At 71.1% G+C, this 20493-nt stretch carries 14 protein-coding genes; all 14 read left to right on the top strand.

The window, feature by feature from the left end:
- The first annotated feature begins 618 nt into the window (after positions 1-618).
- From Q2K21_RS09845 to Q2K21_RS09780, 14 genes are read left to right on the top strand one after another with little or no spacing between them, the layout of a single operon-like run.
- Entirely contained in the window at positions 619-2097 is a 1479-nt protein-coding gene (locus tag Q2K21_RS09845; protein WP_310769003.1) for a sugar transferase, read from the top strand.
- Positions 2098-2156: 59 nt separating this feature from the next.
- Positions 2157-3473 carry a nucleotide sugar dehydrogenase gene (locus Q2K21_RS09840; protein ID WP_310769001.1) on the top strand — a complete coding sequence of 439 codons (1317 nt, stop codon included), beginning with the start codon at positions 2157-2159 and terminating at the stop codon, positions 3471-3473.
- Positions 3463-4731, top strand: coding sequence for a glycosyltransferase family 4 protein (locus Q2K21_RS09835; RefSeq protein ID WP_386275983.1), 1269 nt, complete (start codon positions 3463-3465; stop codon positions 4729-4731). The genes Q2K21_RS09840 and Q2K21_RS09835 overlap by 11 nt, the downstream gene beginning before the upstream one ends.
- Positions 4721-6136: a Wzz/FepE/Etk N-terminal domain-containing protein gene (locus Q2K21_RS09830; RefSeq protein ID WP_310768999.1), complete on the top strand. Its 1416-nt coding sequence runs from the start codon at positions 4721-4723 to the stop codon at positions 6134-6136. Before Q2K21_RS09835 ends, Q2K21_RS09830 begins: the two co-directional genes overlap by 11 nt.
- Positions 6133-7695: a Wzz/FepE/Etk N-terminal domain-containing protein gene (locus Q2K21_RS09825; protein WP_310768997.1), complete on the top strand. Its 1563-nt coding sequence runs from the start codon at positions 6133-6135 to the stop codon at positions 7693-7695. The genes Q2K21_RS09830 and Q2K21_RS09825 overlap by 4 nt, the downstream gene beginning before the upstream one ends.
- 3 nt (positions 7696-7698) lie before the next feature.
- Positions 7699-9621 carry an asparagine synthase (glutamine-hydrolyzing) gene (gene asnB, locus Q2K21_RS09820; protein ID WP_310768994.1) on the top strand — a complete coding sequence of 641 codons (1923 nt, stop codon included), beginning with the start codon at positions 7699-7701 and terminating at the stop codon, positions 9619-9621.
- 25 nt (positions 9622-9646) lie between these two features.
- The gene (locus tag Q2K21_RS09815; protein ID WP_310768991.1) at positions 9647-11839 is read left to right on the top strand and encodes a bi-domain-containing oxidoreductase; all 2193 of its coding nucleotides are present in this window, start codon (positions 9647-9649) and stop codon (positions 11837-11839) included.
- A complete protein-coding gene (locus tag Q2K21_RS09810; RefSeq protein WP_310768988.1) occupies positions 11836-13788 on the top strand; it encodes a heparinase II/III family protein in 1953 nt (650 codons plus the stop codon). The genes Q2K21_RS09815 and Q2K21_RS09810 overlap by 4 nt, the downstream gene beginning before the upstream one ends.
- A 15-nt stretch (positions 13789-13803) precedes the next feature.
- Positions 13804-15327, top strand: coding sequence for a right-handed parallel beta-helix repeat-containing protein (locus tag Q2K21_RS09805; RefSeq protein WP_310768986.1), 1524 nt, complete (start codon positions 13804-13806; stop codon positions 15325-15327).
- 1 nt (position 15328) lies between these two features.
- Positions 15329-16576, top strand: a complete 1248-nt coding sequence (locus Q2K21_RS09800) for an O-antigen ligase domain-containing protein (RefSeq protein WP_310768983.1) — start codon at positions 15329-15331, stop codon at positions 16574-16576.
- Positions 16577-16578: 2 nt separating this feature from the next.
- Positions 16579-17820, top strand: a complete 1242-nt coding sequence (locus tag Q2K21_RS09795) for a glycosyltransferase (RefSeq protein WP_310780784.1) — start codon at positions 16579-16581, stop codon at positions 17818-17820.
- A complete protein-coding gene (locus Q2K21_RS09790; RefSeq protein WP_310768979.1) occupies positions 17817-19052 on the top strand; it encodes a class I SAM-dependent methyltransferase in 1236 nt (411 codons plus the stop codon). Before Q2K21_RS09795 ends, Q2K21_RS09790 begins: the two co-directional genes overlap by 4 nt.
- Positions 19049-19849, top strand: coding sequence for a glycosyltransferase family protein (locus Q2K21_RS09785; protein WP_310768976.1), 801 nt, complete (start codon positions 19049-19051; stop codon positions 19847-19849). Before Q2K21_RS09790 ends, Q2K21_RS09785 begins: the two co-directional genes overlap by 4 nt.
- Positions 19846-20493, top strand: a complete 648-nt coding sequence (locus Q2K21_RS09780; protein WP_310768972.1) for a PIG-L deacetylase family protein — start codon at positions 19846-19848, stop codon at positions 20491-20493. Before Q2K21_RS09785 ends, Q2K21_RS09780 begins: the two co-directional genes overlap by 4 nt.

The raw sequence follows: 20493 nt of genomic DNA, 5'->3' as shown, positions 1-20493 counted from the left end.
ACAGCGGCACGCCGTAGTGCACGAACAGCGCGAAGCTCCTGCCGAACTGACCGCCGTACCAAGGCCCGTTACAGCTCGCCGACGCTACCGCGCAGAAGCGCGCCCGGTGGCCGCGCGAGCCGCTGGAGCGCCCGGTGGCGTGAAGTCACCCGTAGGCGGTCATCGATCGGTGGAGCCGGCCTCAAACCTTGAACACAAATTACACACATCCTCTCTTCATACCGGCCCGGATGGTCTAGATTGACCTTGCTTCAGCTGTTCGAACACGAGGCGACCAATAGTGATCTATAGGTCCGGTGCTACGGAACGCCAGCAGTCGCGTCCCCGGCGCCAGACGTGGGGGTGATCAATTCTTGGGGCCCGCGAGGGGGCCTTGGGTGCGGGGAGCGCCCGAGGTTTCGACGGGTTCCCGCGCATCTTGAGAGTCCGGCAGGACATGCGAGTCTGCTGCCGCCAGGGTGGGTTGTTCCAATTGCTCTGAGATAGCCAGGATTTCATGCGCGGGGGGCGGGGGCCTCTCGCGGGGGAGGAACAGCGCGGCACGGGGGGCGGGGGCCTCCCGAGGGGAGGAACAGTGCTAGGCGAACACGTCGAACCACTGGGGACCTGGGGGGTTCTGTGCGGCAAGGGGGAAGAGTCAGCCCGTTTCCGTCGGCGAGCGGGCGCCTGACGGACGGGGCAATCAGCCAGCCCGCGATCGAATGGGAGCAGCGGTACCGCCATACCGTGATCACCAGCGATACCGTGGCCACCGCCGTCGTGGTGGCGTCGATCGGCAACTTCTTCGGGGCCCGGGACGCGGCCAACTGGCACGAGAAGTGGGGAATTCTCGCATTCGGCACCGAGCTGCTGGTGCTGGGGGCCCTCGCGGTGGGCCGGGCGTGGGCTCCGGCCGTGCTCGGCCAGGGTGCCGAGGAATTCCGCCGGCTCGGACGCTCGCTGTTCGCGGCGACCGTCGTCCTGGCGCTCGGCGGGATCGCCCTGACCTCGCGCAACATCAAGCTCTGGATCTTCGTCGCAATCCCCGCGATCGCGCTCGTCACCATGACCGAGCGGTATCTGCTCCGCCTCTGGCTGCACAAACAGCGCAAGGAAGGTCGGTGCCTGAGACCGGTGCTCGCTGCCGGGAGCCCGGCCACCGTGCGCGACCTGATCACCCGAACCCGCAAGTTCCCGCATCTCGGCTGGCGGGTGGAGGCGGTGTGCACGACGGACGGTCGCGGGCTCGACGGTGACCAACTGGACGGAGTGCCGGTCGTCGGCCGGCTGACGGACGTCGCCAAGCACGTCCGCCACGACGGCTACCGTGTCGTCGCGGTCACACCGGACCCGCACTGGTCACCGGACCGGCTGCAGCGGCTGGCCTGGAACCTCGAAGACAGCGACGCCGAGATGGTCGTGGCCCCCGTGCTGATGGAGGTGGCCGGTCCGCGGCTGCACATCGACGCGGTGCTCGGGATCCCGCTGCTGCGGGTCAGCATGCCGGCCTTCACCGGGGGCCGCCGGGCGGTCAAAGGGGTCGTAGATCGAATAGGCGCAACGATTCTGCTGTTGCTGTTCGCGCCACTGATGGTGTCCGTCGCGCTGCTCGTGCTGGTGGACAGTCGGGGTGGGGCCTTCTATCGCCAGCGCAGGGTCGGCAAGGACGGCCGCGAGTTCACCATTCTCAAGTTCCGCACCATGGTCGCCGGGGCCGACGGGGCACGTGCCGCGCTGGCCGACCGCAACGAGGGCGCAGGCCCGCTGTTCAAGCTCCGCCGGGATCCGCGGGTGACCCGGGTGGGAGCGGTGCTGCGCCGGTACTCGATCGACGAGCTCCCGCAGCTTTTCAACGTGCTCACCGGATCGATGTCGCTCGTCGGTCCGCGGCCTCCGTTGCCGGAGGAGTCCGCCGCGTACGGCCCGGACATCCGGCGGCGGCTGCTGGTCAAGCCCGGACTCACCGGCCTGTGGCAGATCAGCGGACGCAGCGACCTGTCGTGGGAGGAGGCGGTCCGGCTGGACCTGCGGTACGTGGAGGACTGGTCGCTCGCCCTGGACACGGTGATCTTGTGGAAGACGCTGCGTGCGGTGCTCTACGGGCAGGGGGCCTACTGATGCGCGGGCGGCGCTCGGACCGCAGGCCGAAAGGGCCTGCCTGGGGGGAGGAACGGGTCATGAGAGTCAGCGTTTTCGGGCTCGGCTACGTGGGCTGCGTGTCGGCCGCGTGCCTGGCCAGCATGGGTCACGAGGTCATCGGGGTGGACGTGAACCCGGTGAAGGTCGACCTGGTCAACGACGGCAAGGCCCCGGTGGTCGAGGAGCGGATCGGCGAGCTCATCGCCGAGGTCGTGCGCACCGGAGCGTTGCGCGCCACCGGCGACGTCCGCGAGGCGATCATGGACAGCGAGGTGTCGCTGGTCTGCGTGGGCACGCCGTCGGAGCCCAACGGCAGCCTGTGCACCACGTACTTGGAGCGGGTCACCGAGGAGATCGGCGCCGCGCTGGCCGAGCGGGGCGGTCGGCACACCGTGGTGTTCCGCAGCACCATGCTCCCGGGCACCTGCCTGAACCTGCTGGTGCCGATCCTGGAGAAGTTCGTCGGCGGCACGGCCGGGGTGGACATCGGGGTCGCGGTCAACCCGGAGTTCCTGCGTGAGGGCACGAGCGTGCGGGACTTCTTCGACCCGCCCAAGACCGTCATCGGCGAGCTCGACCCGGCAAGCGGCGACACGGTGCTGGCGCTGTACGACGGCTTGCCCGGCGAGGTGTTCCGGGTGCCGATCCCGACGGCCGAGGCGATCAAATACGCGGACAACGCGTTCCACGGCCTCAAGATCGGCTTCGCGAACGAACTGGGCGCGGTGTGCCAGGCGCTCGGGGTGGACTCGCACCAGGTGATGGACGTGTTCCTGGCCGACCGCAAGCTGAACATCAGCCCCGCCTACCTGCGGCCCGGCTTCGCCTTCGGCGGCTCCTGCCTGCCCAAGGACCTGCGCAGCCTGGTCCACGCGGCGCAGCAGGCCGACGTCTCGGTGCCCATCCTCGCCCATGTGCTGCCCTCCAACTCCGAGCATCTGCAGCGGGCGGTGGAGCTGGTCGAGCGCACCGGCAAGCGCCGGGTGGGAATGTTCGGGTTGTCCTTCAAACCCGGCACCGACGACCTCCGCGAGAGCCCGCTCGTCGAGCTGGCGGAACGTCTCTTCGGCAAGGGGTACGACCTGCGGATCTACGACGCCAACGTGAGCCTCTCCCGGCTGCTCGGCGCGAACCGCGAGTACATCGAGACCCGGTTGCCGCACCTCGCGCAGCTGCTCGCGGATTCCGTCGACGAGGTGCTGGAGCACGCCGACGTCTGCCTGGTCGGGACCAGGGATCCGGCCGTGCTGTCGGCGCTGCCCCATGGCGACGGCCCGGTGATTGTCGACCTCATCCGCCTTCCCGACGCCGAGGCGCGCCGGGCCGAACCGGGGTACATAGGCCTTGCTTGGTGAAACGACCAGCGGCGACCGGCCGAACCGGCGCGCGCTGATCCTGGTGGAGAACCTGTCGGTGCCGTTCGACCGGCGGGTGTGGCAGGAGTGCACGACGCTGCGCGACGCGGGCTGGAAGGTGCACGTCATCTGCCCTCAGGGGAGTAAGCGGGACACGGAGCCGGAGGCGGAGATCGACGGGGTGCGGATCCACCGCTACCCGCTGCGCGCGGCCACCGGAGGGCCGGCCGGCTACCTGCGGGAGTACGGATCGGCGTTGTGGCACACGGTCCGGCTGGCCCGCAAGGTCGGGCCGGTCGACGTGGTCCATGCCTGCAACCCGCCCGACCTGCTGTTCCTGCCGGCCCTGTGGTTGAAGCGGCGCGGAGCGCGGTTCGTCTTCGACCAGCACGACCTGGTACCCGAGCTGTACCTCTCCCGCTTCAGCCGCGGCAAGGATCTGCTCTACCGCGCCGTGTGCGCGCTGGAACGGATGACCTACCGGGCCGCGGACATCGTGCTCGCCACGAACGAGAGCTACCGGGACGTCGCGGTGCGCCGTGGCGGCCGGCGGCCGGCGGACGTCTTCGTGGTGCGCAGCGCGCCCGACATCGACCGGTTCCACCCCGTACCGCCCGAGCCTGAGCTGAAGCGCGGCAAGCCTCATCTGCTGTGTTACCTCGGCGTCATGGGCCCGCAGGACGGCGTCGACTACGCCTTGCGGGCCCTTGCGAAGCTGCGCGACGAGTTCGGGCGGACCGACTGGCATGCGGTGTTCGTCGGCGCGGGCGACACCTTCGACGCGATGGTGGAGCTGTCCCGGCGGCTCGGGCTCTCGGAGCAGGTGCAGTTCACCGGGCGCATTCCGGACGCCGACCTGGTGCGCTACCTGTCCACCGCGGACGTGTGCCTCTCCCCCGACCCGCGCAATCCGCTCAACGACGTGTCGACCATGAACAAGGTCCTGGAGTACATGGTGATGGGCCGGCCGATCGTCTCGTTCGACCTCCGGGAGGCGCGAGTCTCCGCCGGTGACGCCGCCGTCTACGCGCCCGCCAACGACGAGGCCGAGTTCGCGGGGCTCATCGCGCTGCTGCTGGACGATCCGGAGAAGCGGGCCCGGATGGGCAAGATCGGCCAGGAGCGGGTCAGCGGGCCGCTCTCCTGGCGGAACTCGCAAGCGTCGCTGCTCGCCGCCTACGCCGCTGCCTGCCGTGACCAGGCTCCGGCCTCGAACAACCGGACCGGGCAGGGAAGAGGCCGCGCCGTTGATCGATGACGCCATACGCCTGGTCACGATCGGGCGGATCCTCCGTCGGCGCTGGCGGCTGCTCACCATCCTCGCCCTGGTGGGTGCGCTCGTCGGCTACGGCGCCTCCTTGCTGTTTCCGCCGCGCTACACGACCTCGGCATCGGTGCTGCTGCCGGGGACGTGGGAGGAGCGCGAGCTGCTGACACAGACCGAGGTGGCGACCAGTTCGGTGGTGGTCGACCGCGCGGCCGCCACGCTCGGCTGGACCGGCGTGAGCGGCAGCGACCTGCGGGATCAGGTCAGCGCCAAGGCCACCGACGGGAACATCATCAAGATCTCCGGCACGGCCGACACGCCGGAGCGCGCACAGCGGCTCTCCGACCAGGTGGCCAAGGAGTTCGTCTCCTACGCCACGCGGATCGCGAGCAACAGCGCCGACCCCGAAGCGGCGGCGGAGCTCGACACGCTCAAGCAGTCGGTGGAGGACACCAGCCGCCGCATCAGCAAGCTGGCCGGCGCGGCCGATCCGGGGCAGACCGTGGAGAGCGTGCAGACCCGCACCGAGCTGGAGAAGCTGCGCACCGCGCTGCGGGAGGCCATCAACACGCTGGAGCAGGCCGACCCGGCCGACGGCAAGGCGAAGAACGCGAAGAACATGGTCGTCATGGGGTCGGCGGCCCGGCCGACCGGCGAGGCACCGCCGACGAGGACGCAGCTCATCGCCGGCGGAGCGCTGCTGTTCTTCCTGTTCGCGGTCATCGGCCATCTCACCGCCGGGCGGATGAGCCGCCGACTGCGCGGCGAACCGGAGATCACCGCGGCGCTGGGCTCGGCGCTGCTGGGTATCGTCGACGTACCCGTTGAACGGCCCACGCACCGGCCGGCAGGCCATGGCCCGCGGGCCTGGATCCGCCGGCTGCTGGGCCTCGACGTCCGGTGGGACATCCCGACCCCGCAGACGTCCGGCGACGAGGCCAGCAGGCAGATCCGCTACCGGCGGGTGTGCTCCCGTCTCCGGGACCAGCTACCGGCCCCGCGGCGGCTGCTGGTCGTCTTCCCCGAGGGTGACGAGATCGCCCGCCGGGCCGCCGGGCTGCTCGTCGTCGAGGCCGGGAGCGATCCTTCCCCAAGCTCTTCGAGCAGGGGATACCCCATGCTGCGACCGGTGGCGGTTTCGGTGTCCCGTCCGATGGTGCCGGACCGCGGCCAGGAGTCCGGTGCCCTGGTCGTGCTCAGCGCCGGCAGCTGGACCGCGGGGGAGCTCGCCGGCATCGCCGAGGCGTGTGCGGACGCCAAGCACGCGGTCGTCGGCATCGTCCTCGCCGGTCCGGTCCGTGCGACGCGGTCGGCCGACCACTCTCGGCATACCGCCGTACCGGCGCTCGCGGCCTTCGACGGCGAACTGGACGACGCGACGGGAGTCACAGGGTGACGACGAGTACGACCCCGGAGTCGTCGGCCGCCGCTCCGCTGCTTGATCTGCAGGTCCTGGTGGCGGCGGTGCGCAGGCGGCGCCGCCTCTGGTGCTCCCTCGCGCTGCTGGGGCTGCTCGTCGGCGCGGTGGTGGCGTTCCTGCTGCCGCAGCCGCCGACCGCGGTGACCAAGGTGCTGGTCGCGCATGAGGAGGACCAGCCGAACGACCCCGGAACGCTGATCCGCACCGACGTCGCGCTGCTGCAGACCACACGGATCGCCGACAAGGCCCTGAAGTCCCTCAAGTCCCTGAAGTCCCAGGAAAAGGCCGAGGACTTCATGCAGGACTACAGCGGTACCGGTTTGACCAACAACATGCTGCAGATCACCGTGACCGGTGACAGCGACGCGGAAGCGGTGGCCCGCGCCAAGGCGTTGGCCGATGCCTTCGTCGCGGACCATGTGAGGCGGATACAGCAGGCCTCGCACGCCGAGGCCAAGGCCCTGCTCGGCCAGCGTGACCAGCTGAAGGACCAACTGGCCCAGGTCAACAAGGCGATCGGAGACGGAACGCGGGCCAGCGGGCCGGAGTCGTCGGCGGACCTGGAGTCGCTCTACGCCCGCCGGGCCGAACTCACCTCCCAGATCACCGATTTCGGCCAGCGCGCCGCTCAGGCGAGCATCGGCACGCCCCGGCTCGTCGCCGGCACGCAGATCGTGGACGCCCCGCACGTGGTCCGGCGCTCCCTGCCCAAGGCCGCTGCCACCGACGCCGCGATCGGGCTCTTCCTCGGGCTCTTCCTCGGGCTCGCGGTGGCCGCGGTCGGCGCGGTGGTGGCGGACCGTCCCGTGCTGCGCCGGGAGATCGCCGCGAACCTCGGCGCCTCGGTCATCGCGGAGCTGCCCCACCGGCCGGCCGGGCGATGGCAGCGCCGCCGGGTCCGGGCGGCACGTGAACGGCTCACCACGTCGCTGGCCCGCGTCGTGCGTGGTTCCGCGGAACCCGTGTCGCTGCTGGAACTGGGCTGCGCGCGCAACACGAGCGTGATCGCCCTGGACCTCGCCAGGGCACTGGCGGCGGAGGGGCCGGTGGTCATCGTCGACGGTCTGCCCGGCCGGCAGCTCTCCGGCCGCCGCCCGAAGCCGGGGGACCCGGCCGTGGTCACCGGCGAGCGTGCCGCGGCCGGGTCGCACCAGGAGCGCCGGCTCGGCGTCGGCTCGGTGGCGCCCGGCGCGGCGTGGACCGACCTCCAGTACCTCGGCACTCGGACCGTGCTCGTCGTGCGTGCGGGGCACGGCAGCGCCGCGTGGCTGCACACCGTGGCGCGGCAGCTCGCGGACCAGCGCATCGCGGTGATCGGTGTGGTGCTGATCAACCCCGATCCGCGTGACCGGACCGACGGCACGCTGTGGGACGGGCTGCACACCGCGCTGCGCGGCCAGAACGAGCGGCCGGCCCGGCAGAACGGTGGGGGTACCTCCCACGCCGTTCAGGCAGTGGGGGAAGGCCGGCATCGGACGGAGCGGCCGCCGATGTGGGCGGCACGAGTCCCGGACAGCGACCAGGAGGCGCGGTAGGACATGTGTGGCATCGCAGGTACTTACCGATGGCCGGACGGGAAGGTCGTGACCGACCGGCTCACCGATACCCTCGCCCACCGCGGTCCGGACGGGGCGGGCCGGTACAGCCACCCCGTCGGTGACGGCGAAGTGCACCTCGGGCACCGTCGGCTGGCCATCATCGACCTGTCCGAGACCGGCGCCCAGCCGATGGTCTCGGGCGGCCTCGTCCTGACGTACAACGGCGAGCTGTACAACGCGCCCGAGCTGCGTGCCGAGCTGGCGGCCGCCGGGGTGCTCTTCCGCGGTACCTCCGACACCGAGGTGCTCCTTGAGGCCTGGCGGCGCTGGGGCACGGACTGCCTGCCCCGGCTGCGCGGCATGTTCGCGTTCGGGATCTTCGACGAGCGGACCGGGGACCTGGTGCTCGCCCGCGACCAGCTCGGCATCAAGCCGCTGTTCCTGCTCCGGCGCGGCGAGGGCCTGGTGTTCGCCTCCGAGCTCAAGGCGCTCGCCTCCGTGACCGGCGGGTCGCTGGAGGTGGACCATGCGGCGCTGGTGGCCTCGCTGCTGTACTACTGGGTGCCGGACTCACGGTGCGCGTTCCGCGAAGCGGAGAAGCTGCCGCCGGGGAGCTGGCTGCGGTGCCGGCCTGACGGCCGGGTGGAGCGCGGCCGGTTCTGGCACCTGAAGGACGTCGCCGCCGAGGGCCAGGAGCGGGCCCGGGCCGGCGAGCAGCCGGATGTCGCTGCCATCGTCGAGGAGTCGACCCGGCGCCACCTGCTCTCCGACGTACCCGTGGCGACCTTCCTCTCCGGCGGGCTGGACTCCAGCTACCTGACCGCGCTGGCGGCCCGCGAACAACCCGGGATCTCCGCTTACACGATCGGGTTCCGCGCCGAGGACGCCAGGTTCGAGGCGATGCCGGACGACCTGCGCTATGCCCGGCGGGTGGCCGAGCGGTTCGGCGTCGACCTGCGGGAGATCGAGATCGCTCCGAATGTGCTCGACCTGCTGCCGCAGATGACGTACCACCTGGACGAGCCGATCGGCGACCCCGCCGCGATCAACACGTTCCTGATCTGCTCGGCCGCCCGGGAGGCCGGGATCAAGGTGCTGCTCTCGGGGATGGGTGCCGACGAGCTGTTCGCCGGTTACCGCAAGCACCTGGCCAACCTGATCGCGCTGCGCTACCAGCGCGTCCCGGGGCCCCTGCGGCGCGGCCTGTCCAGGGGCGTGGACCGGCTGCCGGTCGCCACGAGCCGCCGGGGGTACCGGTCGGTGCGCTTCGCGAAGCGGTTCCTCTCGTTCGCCGACCTGCCGGAGGAGACCGCGTTCCGGCGCAGCTACACCATGTACGACCAGGACGAGCTGCTCGCCCTGATCGATCCGGACCTGGCCGGGACGGTCGAGGACGTGCTGACCGAGCATGCGGACGTCTACCAGGACAACGACCTCGACGACTTCGTCAACCGCATGTGCCTGGGCGACGCCCGGATGTTCCTGCCGGGCCTGAACCTCACGTACACGGACCGGTCGAGCATGGCCGCGTCGACCGAGGTGCGGGTGCCGTATGTGGACGTCGAGGTGGTCAAGGCAGCGTTCACCGTGCCCGGTGACCGCAAGATCGTCGGACGGCAGGGCAAGGCCGTCCTCAAGGAGGCGGCCACCTCGGTCCTGCCCCGGGAGATCGTGTACCGGCCCAAGGGCCTGTTCAGCGCCCCGCTGCGGGCCTGGATGAGCCGGGATCTGGCACCGCTGGTGCGCGAGGTGGTGAACGACGGCGTCCTCGTCCGTTCCGGGTTCCTGCGCCGCGACGCGCTGGCGCGGATGGTCGCCGAGGACGCCGCCGGCCGGCGGGACTTCTCCAAGCATCTGTGGCATGTGCTGACCCTCGAGTACTGGTATCGCGGCGCGACCTCCGGGTCCGGCCGGACCCCTTGACGGCGTAGAGACAAGAGGACTTCTGGTGAAACAGGTCGTACAGAACTACAAGAGCGGCGAGCTGGCGCTGCTCGACGTGCCGGTGCCGGGGTGCAAGCCGGGCGGTGTGCTGGTCCGCAGCGCCTACTCGCTGATATCCACCGGGACCGAGCTCATGAAGGTGTCCGAGGCCGGCATGTCGATGGTGGGCAAGGCCCGCTCCCGGCCGGACCAGGTGGCCAAGGTCCTGCAGAGCGTGGCCACCAACGGGGTGCCCGCCACCTACCGCAAGGTGATGGGCAAGCTGGACTCCTACACGCCGCTGGGCTACTCGCTGTGCGGGGTGGTCGAGCAGGTCGGCACCGGGATCGACGATGTGAAGGTCGGCGACCTCGTGGCCTGCGCCGGCAATGAGCACGCGTTGCACGCCGAGCTGAACTGGGTGCCGAAGAACCTCTACGCCCGGGTGCCGGACGGCCTCGCGCCGCGGCACGCGGCCTTCGGCACCGTCGGGTCGATCGCGTTGCAGGGCGTCCGCCAGGGCGAGTCACGGCTCGGCGAGGTGGCGCTGGTCATCGGCCTCGGGCTGATCGGGCAGCTGGTGGTGCAGCTGCTGGCCGCCTCGGGAGTCCGCGTCGTCGGGGTCGACCCCGACCCGGTGCGCTGCGAGCTCGCCGAGCGCCTGGGCGCGGCGGCCTGCGGCGATCCCGCCTCCGCGGCCGTGGAAACCGCCGTCGCCGAACTCACCGGCGGTCACGGCGTGGACCAGGTGTACCTGGCCGCCGGCGGCGGCAGCAACCAGCCCGTCGAGCTGGCCGCGCGGCTGAGCCGGGACCGCGGCCGGGTCGTCGACATCGGCAAGTGCCGTCTGGACCTGCCGTGGAACGCGTACTACGAGAAGGAGCTCGACGTCCGGTTCTCCCGCTCGTACGGCCCCGGGCGCTACGACCCGGAGTACGAGCTCGAGGGGCGGGACTACCCGATCGGCTACGTGCGCTGGACCGAGCGCCGCAACCTGGCGTGTTTCCTCGATCTCGTCGCCCGCGGGCGCGTCGACGTGGAGCCCTTGGTCTCCCACACAGCCGACTTCGATGACGCCGTCGAGACGTACCAGCGTCTGAAGGACGGCGACCTGAAGGCCGTGGCCGTGCTGTTCCGGTACCCCGAACACGTAAAGGAAGCGGAGGAGGCGGGGGCCCCGGCGGTGGCCGTGCCCGCGGTGAAGCGGCCCAGCGGCCAAGTGTCCACGCCGCCCCGAACCGCCAAGACGCCGGTGCGCCTCGCGTTCGTCGGCGCGGGCAACTACGCGACGTCGATGCTGCTGCCGCATCTGACGCAGCGCGACGGTGTCGAGTTGTCCACGGTCGTCACCACTACGGCGCTGTCCGCGGCCAACGCGCAGCGGAAGTTCGGCTTCGCCGAGGCGACCACCGATCTCGACGCCATGCTCGGCGACAAGTCCATCGACGCGGTGTTCGTCGTCACCCGGCACAGCTCGCACGCCGAACTGACCCGAAGGGCGCTGCTGGCCGGCAAGGCGGTCTTCGTGGAGAAGCCGTTGGCGCTCACCGAGGACGAGCTGGCCGGCGTGCTAGCGGCGGTGGAGGAGTCCGGCAACGACCGGCTCCAGGTGGGCTTCAACCGCAGGTTCGCGCCGCTGTTGCAGGAGGCCAGCAAGCGGTTCGGCGCCCGGACCGGGCCGGCGAGCCTGCGCTACCTGGTCAACGCGGGCCGCCTTGACCACGGCAGCTGGTACCTCCAACAGGGCACCGAGGGCTCGCGGTTCGCCGGCGAGGGCGGGCACTTCATCGACACGGCGAGCTGGCTGCTCGGGGCCGACCCGGTCTCGGTGTACGCGATCACCACGCCCGGCAACGAGGATCTCCAGGTCGTGCTGCGCTACCCGGACGGGTCCACCGCCACCATCAGCTACGTCACCACCGGCGCGCCCGGCTTCCCCAAGGAGACACTGGACCTTGTCGCGGACGGCAAGGTGCTGCGGCTCGACGACTTCGTCCGTGCCTCGGTGTACAGCCGCAAGCGGTGGGTCAGTTCGCGGCTGCCCAAGGCCCGGGACAAGGGCCAGAACGCCGAACTGGCCGCGTTCATCAAGGCCGTGCGGACCGGCGGGCCGATGCCGGTACCGCTGGAGTCGCTGGTCGCCACCACGGCGGCCACCCTCGCCGTGCAGGCCGGCCTGGCCGGCGGCGCGCCGGTGACGTTGGCGAGAACGCGATGACCATGAGCGCGGGCTGGTACCTGCGGCGGCTGTCCCGGATGGGACCGCGGGAGGTCGGCGGCCGGGTGGGCGACGCGGTGCGCAGGCGGCGGTGGCGGTCGGCGCGGCCGGACAGCCCGAGCGTGACCGGCGCCCGGTTCACCGCGGTACTGCCCGCAGGGACGATCGCCGCGGTGCCATCGGACGCCGCGAAACGTCTCATCGCCGAGGCGGACCGGCTGATGGCGGGGCACGCCGAGTATTTCGGGGTGGTCCGCGACGACCTGGACGACCCGGACTGGTGGTACGACCCGAAGACCGGGCGCCGGGCTCCATGGGGCTATGCCTTCGACGTGCCGTACCGGAACGAGGACGCGGTCGGGGACATCAAGCAGATCTGGGAGCTGTCCCGGCATCAGTACCTCACCGTGCTCGCCGCCGCCTACGCGATCACCGGGGACGAGCGGTACGCCGAGCGCGTGGCCGAGCACCTGCGGTCGTGGTGGAGGGGCAACGCGCCGCTGCGCGGAGTGCACTGGACCAGCGGCATCGAGCTGGGTATCCGGCTGCTGTCCTGGGTGTGGATCCGCCGGCTGCTCGACGGCTGGCCGGGCGCGGCCGGGCTGTTCGAGGACAACCCGGTGGCACTCCGCCAGATCTGGCACCACCAGCGCTGGCTGGCCGCCTTCCCCAGCCGGGGGTCTTCGGCGAACAACCACATCATCGCCGAGGCCGCCGGGCAGTTCGCCGCGGCCTGCGCGTTCGGGTGGTTCCCCTCCTCGGCACGTTGGCGAGCCGACGCGCTGCGGTCGCTGGAGCGGCATCTGCGAAGCAACACCTTCGGCTCTGGCCTCAACCGCGAGCTGGCCACCGAGTATCACGGTCTGGTGCTGGAGCTCGGCCTGGCCGCGGTGGCCGAGGCGGATGCCGCAGGCGTGCCGGTCCCCGCGTCGATCCGGCTGGTGCTGCTGCGGATGACCGACGCGCTCGCGGCCGTCGTGGACAGCCGGCTCCGGCCGCCGCGCCAGGGGGACGCGGACGACGGACACGGTCTGGTCGTGGACGGCGCGGGCACCGACCGCTGGGGCTCGCTGCTGGCCACGGGGGACGCCGTGTTCGGTCGGCTCGCCTGGTGGCCGACGGTGACCGGCACCGATGTGCGCACCCCGCTGCTGGCCGCACTCATCAATCCCACCGAACTGTCTGTGACCCGCCCGGCAGACCGACCGGCCCATTTCGCCGATGCGGGCATGACCATCCTGCGGGGTCCGGAGGAGATCTGGTGCCGCTGCGACGGTGGTCCGCACGGATTCCTGTCCATCGCCGCGCATGCGCACGCGGACGCGCTGTCCGTGGAGGTCCGGCACGAAGGGGTCGACGTGCTCGCCGACCCGGGGACGTTCTGCTACCACGGGCAGCCCGAGTGGCGGCAGTACTTCCGGTCGACCCTCGGCCACAACACCCTGCAACTGGACGGCGGTGACCAGTCCGTCTCCGGCGGGCCGTTCCTGTGGACCCGGCATGCCCGCAGCCGCGTCCTGGTCGCGGACACCTCCGACGCCTCCTCCGGGGGGACGGCCCGCTGGTGCGCCGAGCACGACGGCTACCAGGGCTCCGTACACCGCCGCCGGGTGGAGCTGACGGCCGCGAGCCAGGAGCTGAGGGTGGTCGACGAGGTGCGCGGCCCGCGCCGGGCCGTGCGCCTGGCGTTCCACCTCGGCCCGGCGATCGCCGCGGACCTGGTGGGTAACCGGGCGGTGCTCACCTGGACCCGGGACGGCGAGGACCGCTCCGCGGCGCTCGACCTGCCCGAACAGCTGAGCTGGCAGGCGCATCGCGGCGAGAGTGACCCCCCACTGGGCTGGTACTCCGCCGGCTTCGGCCGCAAGGAACCCACCACCACGTTGGTCGGCACCGGCTTCGCCGATGGCACGGAGGGGTTCACCACCGTGCTCAGGTTCCGCGGCTAGGGGGGAGGGGAACTCTTGGGAAGCAAGTGGCGGCGCTGGGCGTTGCCGGCGGCACCGCTGGCGCTGACCCTGCTTGCGGCGACCGGCTGTGAGAGCGGCACGACGGACGCGGCGCCGAAACCGACCGCTGCGCCGTCCACGTCCGTGGCCGGGGTGTGCGCCAAGCCCGCGGCCGGGCCGGCGAAGGCGCCGGCGGGCGCGGTGACGGTCGACCCAGCGGTTCCCGGCGACCTGGCCGCGAAGACCGAGAGCAGCCCTGCGCACACCACCTTCTGGCTTCGGCCGGGCAAGCACACGCTCATGTCGGACCGCTACGACCAGGTGATCCCCAAGGAGGGGGACGTCTACCTCGGCGCGCCGAGCGCGGTGCTCGACGGCCGGAAGAGCAACCAGTACGCGTTCGGCGGCACCGCCCGCGACGTCACGATCCGCTACCTGACCGTGCAGGGGTTCGTCGCGCCCCGTGACGAGGGCGTGGTCAATCACGACTCGGCCGACGGGTGGGTGATCGAGCACACGACGATCCAGAACAACTCCGGCGCCGGGCTGATGGCCGGCGCCCGCCAGCAGGTCCGCGCCAGCTGCCTGCGCGACAACGGCCAGTACGGCATGAACGCGTACAAGGGCGCCGGCGGTCTCCGCGGTCTGGTGGTCGAGGGCAACGAGATCGTGGGCAACAACACGGGCGACTGGGAGCGGCGGCGGCCGGACTGCGGCTGCAGCGGAGGCGTCAAGTTCTGGGCCGTCAACGGCGCCGACATCAGCGGCAACTGGGTGCACGACAACCGCGGAGCCGGGCTGTGGGCGGACACCAACAACAACGACTTCCTGATCGAGGGCAACCTGATCGAGGGCAACGACGGTGCCGCGCTGATCTACGAGACCAGCTACAACGCGGTCATCCGGAAGAACACCATCCGGCGGAACAACTGGGTCGAGGGCCGCGACTACGCCGCCGACGGCGACACTTTCCCGTTCGCGACCGTCTACCTCTCCGAGTCCGGCGGCGAACCCCGGATCCGGGCCCGCACGGACAAGATCGAGATCTACCGGAACGTGCTGGAGAACAACTGGTCCGGGATCACCCTGTGGGAGAACGCCGACCGGTTCTGCAACAGCCCGGCCAACACCTCCTCGGGTGACTGCACGTTGCTGGTGAAGAACACCGACCGCTGCGTACAGCCGGCGATCGCCAAGGCACCGCTCTACTCCGACTGCCGGTGGAAGACCCAGCGGGTGGACATCCACGACAACCGCTTCGTGCTGGACAAGTCCGTCGTCGACTGCACGGTGAAGTGCGACCGGATGGGGGTGCTGTCCAACTACGGCACCTATCCGGACTGGTCGCCGTACCAGGGCGAGCGGGTGGCCGAGGCGATCACCAGCGAGCAGCACAACCGCTGGCACGACAACGTCTACGTCGGACCATGGACCTTTGTCGTCCACGACGCGAGCCGGACGGTCGGCTTCAAGCAGTGGCAGGCCACGCCGTACCAGCAGGACGCGGGCAGCACCCTCCGCGCAGGGGACGGTGGTTGAGATGAGGTCCGCGGACACCAACAGGGACCACACGTCGAAGATCGTCGGGACGGTCTGGGGGCTGCTCATCCTCAACACCCTCGGCTCCGCCGGGGCGAGGACCATCGTCCCGCTGCCCCGCTCCCTCATCCAGATGGTCACCATGGGCTCGCTGGTCGCCGCGTTCGCGCTGGCGCTCGTGGTCAACCCCCGGGTACGCATCCGGGCCAGCGCCTACGTGTTCCTGCTCACCCTGCTGCTGGTGCCGAGCCTGATCTCCAGCGTGGACCAGGGGGCCGGGTTCGGCGCGCTGTTCCGCTGCGCCCGGCTGGCTCTCTTCATCGGCACGCTGTGGCTGCTCAGCCGCTGGTGGGACGGCAGCACGACGTTCGTCCGGCACCACATCCGGATGTACTTCGCGGTGCTCGCGTCGGTGGCCGCCGGCCTGGTCATCTCACCGGGCGCAGCCCTCCCCGATCTCTACGGCGGGCGGCTGGTCGGCGCGTTGTGGCCGCTCACCCCGCCGCAGATCGGCCAGTACGCCGCGGTGATCATCGGGCTCACCGTGCTGCTCCTGCTGGGCCGCCGGACCGACCGGACCAGCGCGGCGGTGGTCATCGTGCCCTCCCTCGTCCTGCTCGCGCTGACCCATACCCGGACGGCCACGCTCGGCCTGATCATCGCGCTGGTGCTGGCGATCACCTCCCTCATCCTGACCAGCGCCGCCGCCCGCCGGGTCTTCAGCTGGGCGGTGCTGTGCGCCGCGGTGGCCGCGGTGGGGTTCAGCTCCGCGCTCCAGGCGTGGTTCCTGCGCGGGCAGAGCCAGGAGAACTTCGCCAGCCTCACCGGCCGGGCCAAGGTCTGGCACGCCCTGCTGGCGGAACCCCGGACGACCTCGCAGAACCTGTTCGGCACGGGCTTGGGCGACAAGTCGTTCGGCGGGCTGCCGATCGACAACAGCTGGCTGGCCGTCTACAACGAGCAGGGCATGACCGGCATCGCCCTGGTGGCGGCGATCATCATCGTGCTGGGCGGTGTCGCGTTGCTGCGGCCACCGTCGCTGTCGAGGGCCTGCGCGATCTTCCTGATCAGCTACTGCGCGATCGCGTCGTACACCGAGGCCGGTCTTGGCGACGCCTCGCCGTATCTGCTGCATCTGGCCCTGGCCGCCTCACTGTTGGCGGCACCCGCCGCGGCCACTCCCCTCTCGACGCCCGAAGCCCCTCGACGACCCATCCCGCGATGGGCCCGGAAATCGGAGGTGACGTGAGCATGCACGTCCTCGTGGTGCACAACCGCTATGCCTCGGCGCAGCCGAGCGGAGAGAACAAGGTCGTCGACCAGGAGGTGGCGCTGCTGCGCGGGGCCGGCCACCGGGTCGAGGTGTTCGAGCGACGCAGCGACGACATCGCCGCCCGGTCCCTGCTGGGCAAGGCCGCGGTACCGCTCCTTGTGCCGTGGAACCCGGCGGTCCGCGCGGAGCTCACCGCCCGGCTTCGCACCGAGCGGCCGGACGTGGTGCACGTCCACAACGTCTTCCCGCTCCTGTCTCCGGCGGTGCTGGCCGCCTGCGCCGACGCCGGCGTGCCCGCCGTCGCCACGCTGCACAACTACACCCAGGTCTGCCCGCCCGGCACGCTCCAGCGGGACGGCCGGCCGTGCACCGAGTGCGTCGGGTCCGCGCCGCTGCCCGCAGTCCGGCACGGCTGCTACCGGAGCTCCCGGCTGGCGACGGTGCCGCTCGCGGTCAGCATGTCGGTCAACCGGCGGCGGTGGTGGTCCGGCGTGGAGCGGTTCTTCTGCATCTCCGCGGCCCAGCGCGACGTGCTGGTGCGGGCGGGCATGCCGGCCGAGCGGCTGGCGGTGAAGCACAACTTCGTGCCCGACCCGGGCACCCGCCGCGATGGCGCCGGCGAGCATCTGCTCTACCTCGGCCGGCTCGCGGAGGCCAAGGGCGTGCGGCTGCTCATGGCCGCATGGGACGAGATCGCAGCGAGCGGCGGTGTGGGCGTCCCGCTCGTGATCGCCGGCGCGGGGCCGCTGGAGCCGGAGGTGACCGCCTGGGCGGCGGGCCGGGACGACGTGCGCTACGTCGGCCTGTACGACACAACGGAGTGCCGGCAGGCCATCGCGCGGTCGGTCGCCGTGGTGGCTCCCTCGACGTGGCTGGAGGCGTTCGGCCTGGTGGTCGTGGAGGCGATGGCGGCCGGGGTCCCGACCGTCGCCGCCGGGCACGGCGCCTTCGTCGAACTCGTCGAGGACGGGGTGACCGGGCTGCTGCACCGGCCGGGCGAGCCCGCCTCGCTCGCGTCCTGCATACGCCGGATCGCGGCCGATCCGGCCCGCAACCGGGAGATGGGGCAGGCGGCCCGGCGCCGTTACGAGCAGGGCTTCAGCCCGGACGTCGGGCTGAAGCGCCTGGTTGAGGAGTACCGCACCGCGATCGCGGGTCGGTCAGCACTGGCTCGCGGCGGGGACACCCGCGCGAGCAGGGGGGATGGGGACAGTAGATGACACGATGCCGACTCTGCGGCTCGGCGGCGCTGGCGAGCGTCGTCGATCTGGGGGCGACCCCGCCGTGTGAGAGCTTTCTCGCCGCGGACCAACTGGACCAGCCGGAGCCGGCGTACCCGCTGCACCTGCGGGTCTGCACCGACTGCTGGCTCGCGCAGATCCCTCCGCTGATCACGCCGGAGGAGACGTTCAAGGAGTACGCGTACTTCTCCTCCTACTCGACCTCCTGGGTGGAGCATGCGCGCACGTTCGTCGCCGACGCCGTACAGCGGGTGGGTCTCGGCCCCGACGCCTTCGTGGTCGAGGTCGCGAGCAACGACGGGTACCTGCTGAAGCATGTGGTGGACCGCGGGATCCGGTGCCTCGGCATCGAGCCCTCGGTGAACGTCGGCGCCGCGGCGCGGGACGCGGGTGTGCCGACGCTCACGGAGTTCCTGTCGCCGGACACCGGCACGGCAGTCCGTGCCGAACACGGACCGGCGGACCTGGTCGTGGCCAACAACGTGTACGCGCACATCCCCGACGTGGTCGGGTTCACCCAGGGGCTGCGCGCCCTGGTCGCCGACGACGGCTGGGTCTCCATCGAGGTGCAGCACCTGCTGACCCTGATCGAGGAGAACCAGTACGACACGATCTACCACGAGCACTTCCAGTACTACACGGTCGCGTCCGCGACCCGGGCGCTGGCGAGCGGCGGACTCACGCTCGTGGACGTCGAGCTGCTGCCCACGCACGGCGGCTCCATCCGGCTGTGGGCCCGGCCGGCCGAGGTGGCCGGCGAGCCGACGCAGCAGGTGGCCGACGTGCTGGCCCGGGAGAAGGCCGCCGGGCTTCAGGAGCTGTCCGGGTACACCGAGTTCTCCGATCGGGTGGCCAAGGTGCGCCGGGATCTCCTCAAGTTCCTCATCGAGGCGGCCGAGCGCGGCGAGACGGTCGTCGGCTACGGCGCCCCCGGCAAGGGCAACACCCTGCTCAACCACTGCGGCATCCGGCCCGACCTGCTCGCGTACACGGTCGACCGCAACCCCTACAAGCACGGCAGGTTCACCCCGGGCACCCGCATCCCGATCCTGCCGCCCGAGCGGATAGCCGCCGACAGACCGGACTACGTCCTCGTCCTCCCGTGGAACCTGCGGGCCGAGCTGGTCGAGCAGCTGTCCTTCGTGCACGAGTGGGGCGGCCGACTGGTCTTTCCCATCCCGGAACTGAGCATTGTCGAGGTCAAGCGATGAAGGTCGTTCTGTTCTGCGGCGGTTACGGGATGCGGATGCGCAACGGAGCCGCCGACGACGTGCCCAAGCCGATGGCGATGGTCGGCCCGCGACCGCTGATCTGGCACGTCATGCGCTACTACGCGCACTTCGGGCACACGGAGTTCATCCTGTGCCTCGGATACGGGGCCCACCACATCAAGGACTTCTTCCTCAACTACGAGGAGACGACGTCCAACGACTTCGTGCTGCGCAAGGGGCAGACCGAGCTGCTGTCCACCGACATCGCCGACTGGACGATCACGTTCGCGCAGACCGGCATCGAGTCACCGATCGGGGAGCGGCTGCGCCGGGTACGGCACCACCTGGACGGCGACGAGATGTTCCTCGCCAACTACGCCGACGTCCTCACCGACGCCCCGCTTCCGGAGATGATCGACCGGTTCGCCCGGCGCGACGCGGGTGCGTCGATGATGGTGGTGCCGCCGCAGTCATCGTTCCACTGCGTGGAGTTGGGCGAGGACGGCCTGGTGGGCGGCATCACCGCGGTGAGCGAACTGCCGCTGTGGGAGAACGGCGGCTACTTCGTCCTCCGCCAGGAGGTCTTCGACCACATCCCTGAGAACGGGGACCTGGTCGCCGACGGATGCGCCCAACTGGCCAAGCGCGGACGGCTGGTGGCGCACCAGCACCGCGGGTTCTGGAAGCCGACCGACACCGTGAAGGAGCGGGCCGCGCTCGACGAGGCCTACGCCCGGGGCGACCGTCCGTGGGCCGTGTGGGAACGGGACGGCGCGAGTGCCGGAGCGAGAGCGTGATCCGGCTCGGGGCCGGACCCCTGGAGCGGATCGTCGCAGTGGGCGCGCACTGCGACGACATCGCCATCGGCGCCGGCGGCACGCTGCTGACGTTGTGTCACGCGCGACCCGGTATCCGCGTCGACGCGCTGGTGCTCTCCGGCGGCGGCACCGACCGGGAACAGGAGGAGCGGGCCGCGCTCGCCGCCTTCTGCCCGGGCGCCGACCTGCGGCTGACCGTGCTCAAGCTGCCGGACGGCCGGATGCCCGTGCACTGGGACGAGGCCAAGGCCGCGGTCGAGGAACTGCGCGGGCAGACCGACCCCGATCTGATCCTGGCCCCGCGCACCGATGACGCGCACCAGGACCACCGCGGGCTGGCGAAGCTGATACCCACCGCGTTCCGCGACCATCTCGTGCTCGGCTACGAGATCGTCAAGTGGGACGGCGATCTCGGCCGTCCGGCGGCGTACCAGCCGCTGTCGCCGGAGATCGCCGAACAGAAGGTGCGGCTGCTGCAGGAGCACTACCCCTCGCAGCGGCACCGGCCCTGGTACGACCGGGAGGCCTTCCTCGGGCTGGCCCGGATCCGCGGCATCGAATGCCACGCGCGCTACGCCGAGGCGTTCGCCGTCACCAAACTCACGCTCAACCTGGGGGGTTGA

The sequence above is a fragment of the Streptomyces sp. CGMCC 4.7035 genome, from assembly GCF_031583065.1.
Taxonomy (GTDB): Bacteria; Actinomycetota; Actinomycetes; order Streptomycetales; family Streptomycetaceae; genus Streptomyces; species Streptomyces yaanensis.
Note: the sequence above shows the minus strand (reverse complement) of the source record. Positions and strands in the feature narration are given on the sequence as shown.

Excerpts from the sequence above, each read along its gene's own strand:
- Q2K21_RS09840 (WP_310769001.1), top strand. The coding sequence starts at position 2,157 with ATGAGAGTCAGCGTTTTCGGGCTCGGCTACGTGGGCTGCGTGTCGGCC.
- asnB (WP_310768994.1), top strand. The coding sequence starts at position 7,699 with ATGTGTGGCATCGCAGGTACTTACCGATGGCCGGACGGGAAGGTCGTG.
- Q2K21_RS09810 (WP_310768988.1), top strand. The coding sequence starts at position 11,836 with ATGACCATGAGCGCGGGCTGGTACCTGCGGCGGCTGTCCCGGATGGGA.
- Q2K21_RS09800 (WP_310768983.1), top strand. The coding sequence starts at position 15,329 with ATGAGGTCCGCGGACACCAACAGGGACCACACGTCGAAGATCGTCGGG.
- Q2K21_RS09795 (WP_310780784.1), top strand. The coding sequence starts at position 16,579 with ATGCACGTCCTCGTGGTGCACAACCGCTATGCCTCGGCGCAGCCGAGC.
- Q2K21_RS09790 (WP_310768979.1), top strand. The coding sequence starts at position 17,817 with ATGACACGATGCCGACTCTGCGGCTCGGCGGCGCTGGCGAGCGTCGTC.
- Q2K21_RS09785 (WP_310768976.1), top strand. The coding sequence starts at position 19,049 with ATGAAGGTCGTTCTGTTCTGCGGCGGTTACGGGATGCGGATGCGCAAC.